General features: G+C 56.9%; 12 protein-coding genes. 9 read left to right on the plus strand and 3 right to left on the minus strand.

Annotated elements, in window-relative coordinates; genetic code table 11:
* Positions 1-13: 13 nt before the first annotated feature.
* Positions 14-1957, minus strand: coding sequence for a peptidylprolyl isomerase (locus ACFSAG_RS02685; RefSeq protein ID WP_381511142.1), 1944 nt, complete (start codon positions 1955-1957; stop codon positions 14-16).
* A 156-nt stretch (positions 1958-2113) separates the two neighbouring features.
* Between ACFSAG_RS02685 and tpiA the strand changes: the two genes are divergently transcribed.
* From tpiA to ACFSAG_RS02700, 3 genes are all read left to right on the plus strand, one after another.
* Entirely contained in the window at positions 2114-2857 is a 744-nt protein-coding gene (gene tpiA, locus ACFSAG_RS02690; protein ID WP_381511144.1) for a triose-phosphate isomerase, read from the plus strand.
* Positions 2858-2983: 126 nt separating this feature from the next.
* Positions 2984-3364, plus strand: coding sequence for a preprotein translocase subunit SecG (gene secG, locus ACFSAG_RS02695; protein ID WP_381511146.1), 381 nt, complete (start codon positions 2984-2986; stop codon positions 3362-3364).
* A 114-nt stretch (positions 3365-3478) separates the two neighbouring features.
* Complete coding sequence (locus ACFSAG_RS02700; RefSeq protein ID WP_381511148.1) at positions 3479-5113, plus strand: CTP synthase; 1635 nt, start codon at positions 3479-3481, stop codon at positions 5111-5113.
* 38 nt (positions 5114-5151) lie between these two features.
* On the opposite strand, the gene ACFSAG_RS02705 is transcribed toward ACFSAG_RS02700, so the two are convergent.
* Positions 5152-5631 carry an Hsp20 family protein gene (locus ACFSAG_RS02705; RefSeq protein ID WP_381511150.1) on the minus strand — a complete coding sequence of 160 codons (480 nt, stop codon included), beginning with the start codon at positions 5629-5631 and terminating at the stop codon, positions 5152-5154.
* 431 nt (positions 5632-6062) lie between these two features.
* On the opposite strand from ACFSAG_RS02705, the gene ACFSAG_RS02710 reads away from it, so the two are divergent.
* The 6 genes from ACFSAG_RS02710 (at position 6063) to ACFSAG_RS02735 (ending at position 14109) form a co-directional block, all read left to right on the plus strand.
* Positions 6063-7313: a lipoprotein-releasing ABC transporter permease subunit gene (locus tag ACFSAG_RS02710; RefSeq protein WP_381511152.1), complete on the plus strand. Its 1251-nt coding sequence runs from the start codon at positions 6063-6065 to the stop codon at positions 7311-7313.
* The gene (locus ACFSAG_RS02715) at positions 7306-7992 is read left to right on the plus strand and encodes an ABC transporter ATP-binding protein (RefSeq protein WP_417766382.1); all 687 of its coding nucleotides are present in this window, start codon (positions 7306-7308) and stop codon (positions 7990-7992) included. The genes ACFSAG_RS02710 and ACFSAG_RS02715 overlap by 8 nt, the downstream gene beginning before the upstream one ends.
* Entirely contained in the window at positions 7989-8468 is a 480-nt protein-coding gene (locus ACFSAG_RS02720) for a glutathione peroxidase (protein ID WP_381511154.1), read from the plus strand. The genes ACFSAG_RS02715 and ACFSAG_RS02720 overlap by 4 nt, the downstream gene beginning before the upstream one ends.
* An 85-nt stretch (positions 8469-8553) precedes the next feature.
* Positions 8554-12039: a DNA polymerase III subunit alpha gene (dnaE, locus tag ACFSAG_RS02725; RefSeq protein ID WP_381511156.1), complete on the plus strand. Its 3486-nt coding sequence runs from the start codon at positions 8554-8556 to the stop codon at positions 12037-12039.
* A 25-nt stretch (positions 12040-12064) separates the two neighbouring features.
* Complete coding sequence (locus ACFSAG_RS02730) at positions 12065-13669, plus strand: long-chain fatty acid--CoA ligase (protein ID WP_381511158.1); 1605 nt, start codon at positions 12065-12067, stop codon at positions 13667-13669.
* Complete coding sequence (locus tag ACFSAG_RS02735) at positions 13669-14109, plus strand: DUF1330 domain-containing protein (protein ID WP_381511160.1); 441 nt, start codon at positions 13669-13671, stop codon at positions 14107-14109. The genes ACFSAG_RS02730 and ACFSAG_RS02735 overlap by 1 nt, the downstream gene beginning before the upstream one ends.
* Here ACFSAG_RS02735 and ACFSAG_RS02740 read toward each other — a convergent pair whose 3' ends face one another.
* Positions 14110-15198, minus strand: coding sequence for a PA0069 family radical SAM protein (locus ACFSAG_RS02740; RefSeq protein ID WP_381511162.1), 1089 nt, complete (start codon positions 15196-15198; stop codon positions 14110-14112).
* Between the last annotated feature and the right edge of the window lie 5 nt (positions 15199-15203).

Here is a 15203-nt window from a genome sequence, read left to right on the forward strand (position 1 = left end):
CGTCCAAATAGCCTTACTGTGCCGCATCCTGATTGGTCAGGCGGCGGCGGATATCCTTGATTGCGCTTTCGTTCTTGCTCACGCCGACTTCGGTGCGTGCAGCATTGATAAGCTGGGCGGCATATTCCTGTTGCAACAGGCTGAGCATTTCTTGCTGTCGCGCTGCAACCAGTTGCGGGTCCTTGCTGGCGTCGCCCTTGATGACCTCGTTGAGGTGAACCACGAACCAACCCTGATTGCGTCCAGCATCCAAAGTCTTTGCAGTGCCTTTCTTCATGGCAAACATCATGGCCAGCGGAGGCGGCATCTGCTGGCCTTCGCGGTTGAGGTCCATCCGCGTTCCCGAAACCGTTTCGACACCTGGCAGTTTGACCGGGAGCGAAGCCATCGCTTCGGCCAGCGACTTCCCGCCCAATACGGCGCGCTGCACTTGTTCGGCTGCAGTTTTTGCGCGCTTGGAGCCTTCTGCCAGCGCCCATTGCTGGACAACAATATCACGTACCTCCGCGATGGGCGGCGGAGCAGCCTCTTCGAAATCGGCGACCGAAACCATTGCGAACTTCTCGCCCGGAACGATTTCGATCAGCTGCGCCTCGCCATCGGTTTCCATTTCAAATGCGGCGGGCAGTATACGCTGCATTTCGGGGATCGGCCGATAGGCAGGTGATGCCGGGTTCTGGCCATTTGCAAACAGCTTGGGGGTGGTTTCGACCTTCAGTCCATTGGCTTTTGCCATGTCGGCAATGGTGGCACCGCCAGCAAATTCGTCTTCTATCTCGGAAGTCAGGTCCGACAATAGTTCGGCTCTCTTTTCGGCTTCAATAGTCTTGGCGATTTCGGCGCTGACCGAGGCAAGCGGACGCGCGGCGATCTGTTTCACCGCATTTACCTTGACCAAATACCAACCGAGGCCGCCACGCGTCGGTGCGGCGGTTTTACCTGCTGCGGTTGCAAAAACGGCATCGGCAACCGCCTTGGATGCAGAGCTGGTCAGCGCTTCACGGGTTACGCCGCTGCTATTGGTTGCGCTGAGGCCCAGTTCGGAAGCGACAGCCGCCATTGACTGTCCTGCGTTCAATTTCGCGAGCGCAGCCTTTGCAGCCGCTTCGGTCGGGAAGACGAGCTGGCTAATGTCCAAAGTCTGCGAAGCCGCATATTGCTTGGCATTGGCTTTATAATAGTCGGCGATTTCCTGGGGGGTCGCGTCAGCTTTGCCCTCTACAATCGATGCGTCGAAAAAGGCGTAGCTGATGGCCCGCTTTTCAGGGATGGTGAAACGCGCCGAGTTGGCGCGGTAAAATGCCTGCAACTGTGCGTCGGTTGGCGGCGTGGTCGGCAGGAATGCCTGCGAGGGAACCAGCGCTACGTCGCCTGAGCGCCGTTCCAGAAGCAGCGAAGCATAAGGCAGGACAAGGCTGTTCGGTGCGGGCGCACCAACGCCGGCAACCGGCAGGATTTGCTGCGCGTACAGATTCTGCGTGAAATCATCACGGATCATCTGCTCGGTCAGGTCGAGTCCTTGCAGGAAGGCTTGGAACGCCTGTTCACTGAACTTGCCATCAGGACCATTGACGTTGGGCAGCTTGCGAATTTCGGAATCGACGAGGCGCTTGCTGACAGCAATTCCATGTTCTTCACCAAATGCCGACAGGGCATAACGATTGATCAAGCGATCCAGCGTGCCGTCAAGGCCGCCGCTCTCTACGAATTTGGCCATATCAAGCGTTGGGTTGTCGCGGCGCTCGGCACGAAGGCTGTTGTCTAGCAGGTCCTGGAATTCACCAAGGCCGATGCTCTTTTTACCCACCTTGGCTACATGGCCTTGGCCCAACCCGCCAAAGCTGCCCGAACCAGTAACGTCGCCCAAGGCAAAGGCAAAGCCGACGAGCACGACGAAGGCGAGGGCGAACATGGCACCCCAGCGTGAACCCAGAAGCTTGCGGATGAAACTGATCATATCGGTCCTGAAAATGGTATGGCTAAGCGCAATCGGTGCCCGCTTTAGGCGGCAGTCGGCGGGCAATCAAGCGCGAAGGCCATTTGGATTTGCACCTTGGATTTGCTAGCGCGCCGAATCACAATTTCCAGACACAGACCGCCAGGGGGATTAGACATGCGCAAGCTTATTGCGGGCAATTGGAAAATGAACGGATTGCAGGCTGAGCTTGCAGATATTGCCGCCATAGCCGATGCGGTTTCTGCTCATCTGGGTGTCGACACAGCATTGTGCGTTCCAGCAACATTGATCCAGACCGCGGCAACGCGGTTCGCGTCAATGGCTATCGGCGGGCAGGATTGCCATATGGCGGTATCTGGCGCTCACACTGGTTGCGTCTCGGCGGAAATGCTTGCTGATGCTGGAGCAAAGCTGACGATCGTCGGCCATAGCGAGCGACGTGCAGCCCAAGGTGAAAGCGATGCCGACATTCGCGGCAAGGCGCTAGCCGCCAAGCGCGCGGGAATAGGGGCCATAGTTTGCGTGGGGGAAACCGAGGCAGAGCGTGACGCCGGGCAGGCTGAGGCCATTGTGTTGGGGCAATTGGCCGGCTCGCTTCCGGATGAAGCAGCAAGCAATTGGCTCTCGGTCGCCTATGAACCTGTATGGGCTATCGGTACCGGTCGGATACCTTCTGTCGAAGATGTGGCCGCGATGCATGCCGCCATTCGCGGCGCGTTGGTCGCTCGTTTCGGTGAAGATGGTGCTGCCATTCGCATTCTTTATGGTGGTTCGATGAATGGTGAAAATGCCGCAAGCCTGCTGGCAATTGCCAATGTCGACGGCGGATTAATTGGCGGCGCGAGCCTGAAAGCGGAAAAATTCCTGCCGATAGTTCAAGCTGCCGCAGCTGCAGCTTGAGGAATTGGGGCAATCCGTTCGAACCTTTGCGGCTCCCACAAAACCAATAACATTTGAAAAACTTGGCGTGCGTCCTTATGTGGGCGGCATTCCAGCCTTCTGGGCTTCATTTAATCGGACATTCCAATGGGTCTTTTTCACTTTCTTCTCGTCGTATTTGCTGTGGTCGCGGCTGCGCTTGTCGGTGTCATCCTGATGCAGCGTTCTGAAGGCGGCGGCCTTGGCATGGGAGGAAGCCCGTCCGGCCTGATGTCGGCGCGTGGGGCAGGTGACTTTTTGACCCGTACAACGGCGATCCTTGCGACCTTGTTCATCGTTCTTGCCATTGCCATGGCCTTTGTTTCTGCAAAGCGCGGCGCGCCGGCGGGCGTTGATGAGACGCTGGAACGCGCTGCACCGGCGGCCCCTGCGCAGAATGTCGATCCTGCAGCCGCGCCTGCGGCCGATGGTGCAACCGGGCAGGCAGCTCCTGCCGCTCCTGCTAGCGACGTCCCGCTGGATAAATAAGCAGAAAATCCGGAAGCGCGGGCGCCGATGTGCTCGGGCTTCCACAATTATTTTACTTCGGCGGGCATTCGCCCCTTGCCGAATCCCCGAAACTCGTCTTAGGCCTTTCCTCCCATGGCGCGGTACATTTTCATCACCGGCGGCGTGGTCTCCTCGCTTGGCAAAGGTCTTATGGCAGCTTCGCTGGCAGCCCTTTTGCAAGCGCGCGGCTACAAGGTCCGCATTCGTAAATTCGATCCTTATCTTAATGTCGATCCGGGCACGATGTCGCCCTATCAGCATGGCGAAGTCTATGTGACCGATGATGGCGCAGAGACCGACCTTGATCTCGGCCATTATGAGCGCTTCACGGGGGTGTCGGCCCGGCAATCGGATAACGTCACCTCAGGTCGTATCTATCGTGACATCATAACGAAAGAACGACGCGGCGATTATCTGGGCGCAACGGTGCAGGTGATCCCGCACGTCACCAACGAGATCAAGGAATTCGCAAAGGCCGACACCGAAGGCCTCGATTTCGTACTGTGCGAAATCGGCGGGACCGTCGGCGATATCGAGTCGCTGCCGTTCATCGAAGCCATCCGCCAAATGCGCAACGAACTGGGGCGTGAGCAGACTGTTTTCGTCCACGTCACGCTTGTGCCCTACATAGCCGCAGCGGGCGAGCTTAAGACCAAGCCGACACAGCATAGCGTCAAGGAATTGACTGCACTGGGTGTGCAGCCCGATATCCTGCTGTGCCGCTGTGAACATCCGTTGCCCGAAGGCGAGCGCGCGAAAATTGCGGCTTTCTGTAACGTGCGCAAAGAAGCTGTCATTCCGGCGCTCGATGCGAAATCAATCTATGCTGTGCCACTGCAATATCATGCAGAGGGCCTCGATTATGAGGTGTTGCGTGCATTTGGCATCACTCCTGGCGTAGCTCCGGATCTGCGCCGGTGGGAGGATATCCTCGATCGACAGCAGAATCCCGAAGGGGAAGTCACCATTGGCGTGGTCGGCAAATATGTCGGTCTGGCAGATGCCTATAAGTCGCTAAACGAAGCGCTCGCCCATGGCGGTTTTGCCAACCGGGTGAAGGTCAACATCAACTGGATCGATGCAGAATTGTTCGAAAAAGACGACAGCGATATCGCTGCGGCGCTTGAACCGATGCACGCGATCCTTGTTCCCGGCGGATTCGGCGAGCGCGGTTCCGAAGGCAAGATTGCCGCTGTGCGCTTTGCCCGCGAACGCAAGGTACCGTTTTTCGGTATATGCCTCGGCATGCAGATGGCCTGCATCGAAGGTGCCCGGAATACGGCGGGGATCGAAAAGGCATCGAGCACCGAATTCGGCCCGACTGATGAACCGGTTGTCGGCATCATCACCGAATGGATGACCGAAGAAGGCTTGCAAACGCGCGAAGCGGGCGGCGACCTTGGTGGTACGATGCGTCTTGGTGCCTATGAAGCCAAGCTGGCGGGTAACAGCCATGTTTCGGGGATTTACGGCGCAACCACCATATCGGAACGCCATCGGCACCGTTATGAGGTCAATGGTGCCTATAAGGAGTCACTCGAAAAGGGCGGCCTGATATTCTCCGGCATGTCACCCGATGGCTTGCTGCCTGAAATCGTCGAAAGGCCTGATCACCCCTGGTTCATCGGGGTTCAGTTCCACCCCGAACTCAAATCCAAGCCATTTGATCCGCATCCATTGTTCGCCAGCTTCATAGAAGCAGCGGTGGAACAGAGCCGGTTGGTTTAATAGAAGTCCCCTCCCGCAAGCGGGAGGGGCTTTTTCATTCAGGCAGCCTTGCCGCCCTTTTTCTTTGCATCGTCATGTTCGATCACGGTCGGGGTTGAACCACCGATCAGGATCTTGCGCGGTTTCAGCTCTTCAGGAACCTGACGCTCCAGCTGGACGGTCAGAAGACCATCGGCGAGGTCAGCTCCGCGCACGAACACATGGTCCGCAAGCTGGAAGCGGCGTTCGAAATTCCGGTTGGCAATACCGAGGTGCAGGAAATCGCGATTGTCGTTGCTGTCGACCTTCTTCTGGCCGGAAACAACCAGCAGGTTCTGCTGAGCAGTGATGTCGATTTCATCGGGCTTGAAACCGGCGACTGCAATCGTCACCAGATATTCGGTTTCCGAGGTGCGTTCAATGTTGAAAGGCGGATAGTTATCGCCATGAGTTACGCCTCGGGCATTTTCCAGCATGTCGAACAAGCGGTCAAAACCGACGGTGCTACGGCGATAGGGGGTGAAATCAAAACGGTTCATGTCAAATTCTCCTGTTTGAGCAATTTGGTTCTGTTGAAAGCCCGCATGCACGGCGCTTTCGTTCTGGTTGAGGGACCGTCTCCGGCTCCCTCAACGCTTAGATGGATTGTGCGAAACAAAAATCAAGGCCGCCCAATCGAAATTGGACGGCCTGATTGACGAAAACTCGTCGAAGCCCTGCCGCTATGCGTTCTCGCAAGTCGCGCGGGGCTTAATCCCCCTGAACCATGGCCATTCAGCGATGAACCTATTCAGCCCGTGCAAGATGACGCAATCCGATGCGTTCGCAACGATTCTCTGGTTCGGACTGACGCTTTTTCCGAGAGTGTGTCCTGACTGCAACAATTGTGTAATATAGGCTTTGGCTTGCGCGTATCAGATACGCCCCCTAAAGGCTGGGGCAACAATACTATGCCGGAACCTAGACCGACATGATCCTCAACCGTTATGAACGCATGATCGCCAGGCGCTATGTGCTGCCAGGCAAGGGCGAAGGGTTCATCTTCCTCGTCGCGACGATCAGTCTAATCGCGGTTGCGCTTGGCGTCGCGGCGTTGATTATCGTCATGAGTGTGATGAACGGCTTTCGCGCCGAGCTCTTCGACAAGATTGTAGGGCTTAACGGGCACGCTGTTGTCCAGGGATATGGCGGTCGGCTCGCGGATTGGCGCGATGTGCTCAAGGATGTTCGCGAAACACCGGGCGTGGTCGAGGCATCCCCGTTGATCGAACAACCCTTGCTTGCCACCAGCGAAGGACGGGTCGAAGCCATCTTGGCGCGCGGGATGGAAGTGCGCGACATTCTCACTAACCCGACGCTCAAAGGCAAGACGCTGGCGGGAGACATGAAATCGCTACGCCCGGGCAGCGAACGGGTGGCGATCGGTTCGCGACTTGCACAGAATTTGGGCGTCAGGCTCGGGCAGCGGATTACCATCATTAACCCCGCAGGCCGAACCACCCCATTCGGCACCGTGCCGCGCGAAATATCCTATGAGATTGCGGCGATTTTCGAAGTCGGCGTCTATGATTATGACAAAGCGTTCGTAATCATGCCGATCGAGGATGCACAAATACTGATGCTGATGGGCGACCAGATCGGGATGATCGAATTGACAACCACCGATGCGGATCAGGTCAACGATATCCTTGCACCGCTGCAGCCGAAGATCGCGGACAAGGCAGTCATCGTTGATTGGAAAAGCATGAACGCCTCTCTGTTCGAGGCGCTCGCCATCGAGCGGGTGGCAATGTTCATCGTGCTGTCGATCATCGTGCTGGTCGCGGTATTCAACATTCTTTCGTCGCTGATCATGCTGGTGCGCGCCAAAACCCGCGACATAGCCATATTGCGGACAATGGGGGCATCGCGGCAATCGCTGCTCAAGATTTTCGTGACGGTGGGACTGTTGATTGGCGTGGCCGGCATGGTCGCCGGGCTCATCCTCGGTTTCATATTCCTGTTTTTCCGGCAATCGATCGTAACGGCTATCCAGTTCGTCACCGGCCTCGAACTGTGGGATCCTTCGATCCGCTTCCTTACCGAATTGCCGTCGCGTACCGACCCGTTCGAAGTATTGGCGATCTGCACATTGGCGCTGTTTTTCAGTTTCCTTGCAACGCTCTATCCCGCCTTCAAGGCTGCAGGAACCGATCCGGTGCAGGTGCTGCGCTATGAATAAGACAGTGGCCGAAATGCGCGATGTGCGGCGCAGTTTCACGCAGGGTGATGTCACGATAAACGTGCTCCGCGGCGTCGATCTTTCGATCCGCGAAGGGGAGTTGGTCGCATTGCTGGGGCCATCGGGCACGGGCAAATCGACATTGTTGCAGGCTCTTGGCCTGCTCGAGGGCGGCTTTACCGGTTCAATCCTGATCGATGGCGAAGAAATGCGGGATGCCGGGCCGGATCGTGCGACTGTGGTGCGTCGCGAGAAACTTGGGTTCGTTTACCAGTTCCATCATCTGTTGCCCGATTTCGATGCGCTCGAAAATGTTGTCCTGCCGCAACTGATTGCGGGAGTAGAGCCTGATGCAGCCCGCGACCGCGCTACACAGTTGCTGTCAACGCTCGGCCTTGGCGAACGGCTCGAACATCGCCCGTCAAAGCTATCGGGTGGAGAGCAACAGCGTGTTGCAGTGGCGCGTGCGCTCGCGAACAAGCCAAGGCTGGTGCTGGCTGACGAGCCTACCGGCAATCTCGACGAACATACCGCCGATGTCGTTTTGGGCGAATTTATGGCGCTGGTGCGCGAACAAGGCTCTGCCGCGCTGGTCGCCACGCATAATGAACGCCTCGCGGCCAAAATGGACCGCGTCGTGCGCTTGCACGATGGCGTGTTGGAGGAGAGAAGACCATGAATGTCCACGATTTCACAGTCGATATGCCGGGCGGCGCCAAACAGGACATGTCTGAATTTAAGGGCAAGGTGCTGTTGCTGGTGAACACCGCGTCCAAATGCGGCTTCACACCGCAGTATAAAGGACTTGAAGCGCTGCACGAGAAATATGCCGACAAGGGCCTGGTTGTCATGGCATTCCCTTGTAACCAGTTCGGTGCGCAGGAGCCTGGCGACGAAGAGGAAATCAAGAATTTCTGCTCGCTGACCTACGACGTCACTTTCCCGCTCGCGAAGAAGATTGAGGTCAACGGCGACAATGCGGACCCGCTTTGGAAACATCTGAAAGACCAGCAAGCCGGCCTTTTGGGAACGCGCGCCATCAAATGGAATTTCACCAAGTTCCTGGTGGATCGCGATGGCAAGGTGGTTGGACGCTATGGTCCGCAAGTTACGCCGGGTTCGCTCGAAAAGGATATCGAGAAGCTGCTCGGTTAAGTCTGCGGTTTCGCGGTATTAATTGTCCACAAATTAGCCGCTGGTTCTGATTGCAGAATCAGCGCCGCTGCACCACGTTGCTGTCATGGCAATTGCACCCTTCGTCCCTTTGCGGGTTTTTTCCGCCTATACGATGCTCGAAGGGGCGATCGAACCCAAGGCAATCGGCAAATATGCCAAAGGCCTCGGCTTTCCCGCAGTCGCAATCACCGATCGTAACGGCTTGTATGGCGTCATGCCTTTTGAGGATGGCTGCCGCGGCGTGGGCGTCCAGCCGATCATGGGGCTGATGCTCGGCCTGCAAAGGCCGCCCGAATTTAGTGGCGGGCAATCAGTGCGTGACTGGATTGCGCTCTATGCGCAGGATGAGCGGGGTTATGAAAATCTGTGCCGCCTGACGTCGATGGCGCATCTCGAAAATCCGGATGACAGCGAAGCACAGGTGCGCTTTGCGCAGTTGGAAGGTCATACCGATGGCCTAATCGCGTTAACTGCAGGCGGAGAAGGCGGCCTTGCTCGGCTTTTCGCAGATGGCCAACTCGATAGTGCTGCGGAATATTGCACCCGGTTACAGAAACTATTCCCGGATCGTCTCTATATCGAGCTTGCCCGTCGCGGCGATGCTGTCGAAGATGCAGCCGAAGAAGCGCTAATTGCGCTGGCTTTTGAGCGAAACCTGCCATTGGTGGCCACAAATCCGGCCTGTTTTGCCGAACCCGATTTCTATGCGGCGCACGACGCGATGCTCTGCATTTCCGACGGCGAATATGTCGAGAATGAAGATCGGCGGAAAAGTTCACCGCACGCATGGATCAAGACCTGGCAGCAAATGTCGGAACTGTTCGCCGATGTACCGGAGGCTTTGGCGAACAGTTTGGTCGTTGCGCAGCGCTGCGGCGTCGGGGCGCCAAAGCGCAAGCCGATCCTCCCCAGTCTCGCGGGCAACAGGGAGGCGGAGGAGCAGCAACTACGCAATGACGCTCGCGAAGGCCTGATCGCAAGGCTTGAGCATGCGGGGATTACCGATGAAGCAGCGCGGAAGCCCTATTTCGAACGGCTCGAGTTTGAGTGCGACGTTATCTGCTCTATGGGTTTTCCGGGCTACTTCCTGATCGTTGCCGATTTCATCAAATGGGCGAAGGCGCATGACATTGCGGTGGGGCCGGGGCGCGGTTCGGGTGCAGGCTCTGTGGTCGCATGGGCGCTTACCATCACCGATCTTGATCCGTTGCAGTTAGGCCTTCTGTTCGAACGTTTCCTCAATCCTGAACGCGTATCGATGCCCGACTTCGATATCGACTTCTGTGAAACGCGTCGCGGCGAAGTCATTCGCTATGTGCAGGAAAAATATGGGCGCGATCAGGTCGCGCAGATCATCACCTTCGGTAAGTTGAAGGCGCGCGCGGTTCTTCGTGATACCGGGCGCGTGTTGCAGATGAGCTATGGCCAGGTGGACCGGTTGTGCAAGCTGGTACCCAACCATCCAACAGATCCGTGGGATCTAGAAAAGGCGCTGGGCGGCGTTCCCGAGTTGCGCGAGGAATATCGTCGCGACGAACAGGTGAAGCGCCTGTTCGATCTTGCCATGAAGCTGGAAGGTCTTCCGCGCCACAGCTCGACCCATGCTGCCGGTGTGGTGATCGGTGACCGCCCCTTGTCAGAACTGGTGCCGCTCTATCGCGATCCGCGATCGGACGTGCCGGTAACGCAGTTCGACATGAAATTTGTCGAGGCGGCAGGGCTGGTCAAGTTCGACTTCCTCGGTTTGAAAACGCTGTCGGTGTTGCAGAAAGCTGCGCAAATGCTCGCCAAACGCGGGGTGATTGTCGAATTTGACAAGCTGACGCTAGATGACCCAGCGACTTACGAGCTTTTGCAATCGGGCGATACGGTGGGCGTGTTCCAGCTCGAATCTGAAGGCATGCGGCGCACGCTGGCGGCGGTGCGCCCCACAAATTTCGGCGACATTATTGCGCTCGTTTCACTCTATCGCCCGGGTCCGATGGATAACATCCCGATGTTTGGACGCCGCAAGAATGGCGAGGAGAAGATCGAATATCCGCATCCGCTGCTCGAGGGCATCCTTGCGGAAACCTATGGCATCTTTGTCTATCAGGAACAGGTGATGCAGGCCGCGCAGATCCTTGCCGGCTACTCGCTTGGCGGTGCAGATCTTTTGCGCCGTGCGATGGGTAAGAAGATCAAGTCGGAGATGGATGAGCAGCGTGCCATCTTCGTCAAAGGCTGCGCAGAGCATAACCAGATCGAAGCAGCAAAAGCGAACGAACTGTTCGATTTGATCGACAAGTTCGCCGGCTATGGCTTCAACAAATCGCATGCTGCGGCCTATGCTTTGCTTTCCTATCACACGGCATGGCTCAAGCGGCATCACCCGGAAGCCTTTTACGCAGCATCAATGTGTTTCGACATGCACCAGACCGACAAGCTTGCGGTTTTTGTCGACGATATGCGCCGCATGGGGACGCATTGCCTGCCGCCATCGATCAACCACAGTGATGCCGAATATAGCGTGGAAGAATGCGATCAGGGGTTGGCAGTGCGTTATGCCTTGGCGGGCCTCAAAAATGTTGGCGAAAAGGCGATGGATGGAATTGTCGCCGAACGGTTGGCCAATGGTGCTTATCGTGAACTGGACGATTTTGCCAACCGGGCCGATCCGTCGCAAATCAACCGGCGTAGCCTTGAAAACCTTGTTTCGGCAGGGGCTTTCGATGAATTCGAAGCCAATCGTGCATCGGTTTTTGCGGGTATAGAGACCATATTGGCGACCGCACAATCGGCCCGCGACCAGCGGGAAAGCGGGCAGGGCGGTCTCTTCGGCGGCGATGCCGCAGCAGATGCCACGAAGATGCGGCTTCCCAGTGCCGAAAAGTGGACGGTGGCCGAAACGATGGAGCATGAACGCGAAGCCTTTGGCTTCTATTTCTCCTCACACCCGATTTCACAATTTACCCAGATCGCCGCCAGCCATGGCGCCAAAAGCTATCTCGAAACGATCGATTGCGGGCCAATCCCGGAAGGCAGCCGAAAATCCGGTGTCATCGCCGCGATGGTGCAATCGGTCAAATGGCGTGAATCCAAACGTGGCAACCGCTTTGTCCAGGCCGAGTTTTCCGATAGCAGTGGGCAGTTTCAGGCAAGCTGTTTTGACGAGGGTGTTTGCACCAGTCTCGCCGAATGGGCGAAGAGTGCTGAATGCCTGCTGTTGAATGTTGAAATGGATCTACCCTCGGGCGAAGAAATTCCGCGGATTGCTGTGCGCAGTGCGCGGCCGCTGGCAGGCCTGGTTTCCAACACGCAGTTCAAGATGCTACTCGATATTGAGCGAGAAGACGCCTTTACCCGCTTGCAGGACCTGATCCTGCCGCTGGGTGGTGGACGCGGGGAAGTGGTGGTCCGTACCCGCGCTGCTAACGGCAAAACTGCAGACATTGTGCTTGGACGAAAATTCCGTCTTGACGTAGAGCTTGTTGACAAGGTGAAAGAAATCGATGGCGTTGGTCATGTCGAGCTGGCGCCGATAAAACCGCATCTGATGAGTGTCCGCTAAAAACAGACGGGCAGGGGAGAGTATAATGCTGGGTGGAATGCAGGATTGGGACCTAAGGGTCACGCATCTTATCGATTATGCAGAACGAGAGCATGGAACACGCGAAATCGTGACGCGCTGGGCCGACGGTAGCATTGAGCGAACGAATTGGGCCAATGTTGCAAAGGAAGCGCGCAAGATGGCGCAGGCCTTTGTTGCAATGGGACTGAAACCGGCCGATCGTGTTGCCACTTTTGCGATGAACCATCATCGCCACCTCGCTGCCTGGTATGGTGCAATTGGCTGCGGCGGTGTGATTCACACCGTAAACGTCCGCCTGTTCGATGAAGACCTGATCTACATTATGAACCATGCTGAGGATAAGGTGCTGTTGTATGATGCGCAGTTCCAGCCGATCATTGACCGGTTGAAGCCGCATTTGAAAACGGTTGAGCACTATATCGTGTTCGACAGCGAGCAATATGAGCAGTGGATTGGTGCGCAGGACGGCAATTTCGACTGGGTTTGGGGCGACGAACGCGATCCGTGCATGCTCTGCTACACCAGCGGCACGACGGGAAATCCCAAAGGCGTTCTATACCAGCATCGTTCGACAATGCTGCACGCTATGGCTGAAGTGGCGCCGACGATCTTCAACCTTTCGATGACGTCAGCCTTGCTGCCCATCGTGCCGATGTTCCATGCGGCAAGCTGGGGCCTGCCCTTTGCCGGCGCGTTGGCAGGCGTAAAGTTCGTCTTTTCGACCACCAACGAAGCAGCAGTGCTTCACAAATTGATGCTCGACGAAGGCATCACGCACAGCGCGGGCGTGCCCACTGTGTGGCTTGCCATGTTCCAGCACTTGGACGCTGAAAAGGCGGCAGGCCGCCGTTACGATCTTGGCAAGCTGCAACTCGTCACCATTGGCGGCACCGCAGCACCGCGGATGATGATCGAGCGGTTGATGGGGCAGGGCGTGCGTGTTGCCCACGCTTGGGGAATGACCGAAACCTCACCAATCGGAACGATGGGTGCGCCGATCCCGGGTTGGGATGAAATGACTCTCGACCAGCAGATTGACGTCGTTTCCAAACAGGGCAAGATTCCCTTTGGCGTCGAACTGCGGGTTATCGACAAGGACGGCAATGTTGCACCGCGCGACGGCAAGACTGAAGGCGCGCTTCAAATCCGTGGGCCCTGGGTCATCAAGCGCTATTTCAAGGCTGATGCCGATGCGACCGACGCGGAGCAGTGGTTTGATACCGGTGACGTTTCGGTGATCCATCCCGATGGCACGATGCAGATTACCGATCGCGTGAAGGATGTCATCAAATCAGGCGGCGAATGGATTAGCTCGGTTGAGCTCGAAAACGCCGCAGTCGGATGTCCGGGGGTCGCCCAAGCGGCGGCTATTGGCGTCTATCACCCGAAATGGGATGAGCGCCCGATCATCGTTGCGGTGAAAAAGCCAGAGGCTGAGACCCTGACTGAAACCGACGTAATCGAATATCTGCGCGAGCGTATCGCGAAATGGTGGCTGCCCGATGAGGTGCATTTTGTCGACAGCATGCCGATCACCGGCACGGGCAAAATTCAGAAGGCCGAACTGCGCAAGCAGTATAGGGATTACAAGCTGCGGAGCCTCGGCTGATGTCGGGCGAGGCCCATGTCGATCCGACGCGTGAGGCGTTCAATGCCTTTAAGGCGCTGCCTCGCGACGTTCCGATCCACATGCTCAACCTCATTCGCTATCGGGAGGTGGCCGCCTATCCCGAGAGGCATGAAAATGCTGGTAAGGGGTGGAGCGGCGAGCGGGCCTATCAGGAATATGGCAAGACAAGCGGGCCAATCTTCCAGCGTGTCGGCGGAAGCGTCGTTTGGCGCGGTGCATTCCAGACCGTGCTGACCGGCCCGGCCGATGAACATTGGGATGCGGCCTTTATCGCGCAATATCCCAATGCCGGGGCGTTTCTGGAAATGGTGACCGATCCCGAATATCGGGTTGCCGTCATTAATCGGCAGGCTGCCGTTCAAACCAGTCGACTGATCCGCTTTACACCTATGGAAGGCGATCCCGGCAGCTTTGGCTGATCAGAAAAGCGCCAATTGGCCGTCGCTGCGCGGCGGAACGAACAGGTCGCTTCGCAATTGTATTTTTGTCTGATTGAGGCCCAGCTTGCGGGCAGCGATCTTGAAACGCGTTCGGATCAAGTCAGCCCAAGGCCCTGACCCGCGCATCCGCTGGAAGAAATTGGGATCATTGTCCCGTCCTTCGCGGATCGAGCGGACGATTGACATAACTTTGCCTGCCCGTTCCGGAAAATGGACCTGTAGCCAATCCTGAAAAAGCGGCGCAACTTCATGCGGTAACCGCAACGGAATCCAGGTTGCGGTCTTTGCCCCCATCAGGGCGGCTTGTTCGAGAATCGCTTCTATCTCGCCATCATTGATCGCAGGGATGATAGGGGCGACATTGACGTGCGCGGCTATGCCAGCGTCAGCAAGCCCTTTTAATACAGCCAATCTTTTGCGTGGATGCGGTGCTCTGGGCTCAAGAATGCGATGCAAATCAGGATTAAGCATGGTCACCGATACAGCGACTGCGACCAAGCCTTTTGCGGCCATGGGCGCAAGTAGATCAAGGTCACGAAGCACGCGATCTGACTTTGTGGTAATTGTCATTGGATGGTTGGCCTCGGCCAGCACCTCTATGCATTGCCGCATGATCCGCCAGTCGCGCTCAATCGGCTGATAGGCATCGGTGTTGGTGCCAAAGGCAATTGGCGTTGGCACATGCCCTTTCTTGGCAATTTCTGCTCGCAGCAGTCTTGCTGCGTCTGGCTTTGCGAACAGGCGGCTTTCGAAGTCCAGACCGGGGGACAGATCATGAAAGGCGTGGGTAGGGCGTGCGTAGCAATAGATGCAGCCATGTTCACAACCGCGATATGGATTGACCGATTTGTCGAAAGGAATGTCCGGAGATGTGTTGCGCGCAAGAATTGTCTTGGGGCGCTCTGTGGTCACATGGGTACGGATAGGAGCAATGGCTCCGTCCAATACTTCTCTCTCGTCAAGCCAGTCACCATCGGCTTCGCGCGACTTGAGGTTGAAGCGGGTTGGTGTGGCGTTAGCGGGCGCACCCCGGCCAGAAACAAAGTCAGGATAACAGCTTTTGGACACCCCTG

Origin of the sequence: Sphingorhabdus buctiana, assembly GCF_042680825.1 — a bacterium.
Lineage (GTDB): Bacteria > Pseudomonadota > Alphaproteobacteria > Sphingomonadales > Sphingomonadaceae > Sphingorhabdus_B > Sphingorhabdus_B buctiana.

Coding starts and splice junctions, on each gene's coding strand:
- ACFSAG_RS02705 (WP_381511150.1), bottom strand. CDS start 5,631: ATGAACCGTTTTGATTTCACCCCCTATCGCCGTAGCACCGTCGGTTTT.
- ACFSAG_RS02685 (WP_381511142.1), bottom strand. CDS start 1,957: ATGATCAGTTTCATCCGCAAGCTTCTGGGTTCACGCTGGGGTGCCATG.
- ACFSAG_RS02720 (WP_381511154.1), top strand. CDS start 7,989: ATGAATGTCCACGATTTCACAGTCGATATGCCGGGCGGCGCCAAACAG.
- ACFSAG_RS02710 (WP_381511152.1), top strand. CDS start 6,063: ATGATCCTCAACCGTTATGAACGCATGATCGCCAGGCGCTATGTGCTG.
- ACFSAG_RS02730 (WP_381511158.1), top strand. CDS start 12,065: ATGCTGGGTGGAATGCAGGATTGGGACCTAAGGGTCACGCATCTTATC.
- ACFSAG_RS02735 (WP_381511160.1), top strand. CDS start 13,669: ATGTCGGGCGAGGCCCATGTCGATCCGACGCGTGAGGCGTTCAATGCC.
- secG (WP_381511146.1), top strand. CDS start 2,984: ATGGGTCTTTTTCACTTTCTTCTCGTCGTATTTGCTGTGGTCGCGGCT.
- ACFSAG_RS02700 (WP_381511148.1), top strand. CDS start 3,479: ATGGCGCGGTACATTTTCATCACCGGCGGCGTGGTCTCCTCGCTTGGC.
- dnaE (WP_381511156.1), top strand. CDS start 8,554: ATGGCAATTGCACCCTTCGTCCCTTTGCGGGTTTTTTCCGCCTATACG.
- tpiA (WP_381511144.1), top strand. CDS start 2,114: ATGCGCAAGCTTATTGCGGGCAATTGGAAAATGAACGGATTGCAGGCT.
- ACFSAG_RS02715 (WP_417766382.1), top strand. CDS start 7,306: ATGAATAAGACAGTGGCCGAAATGCGCGATGTGCGGCGCAGTTTCACG.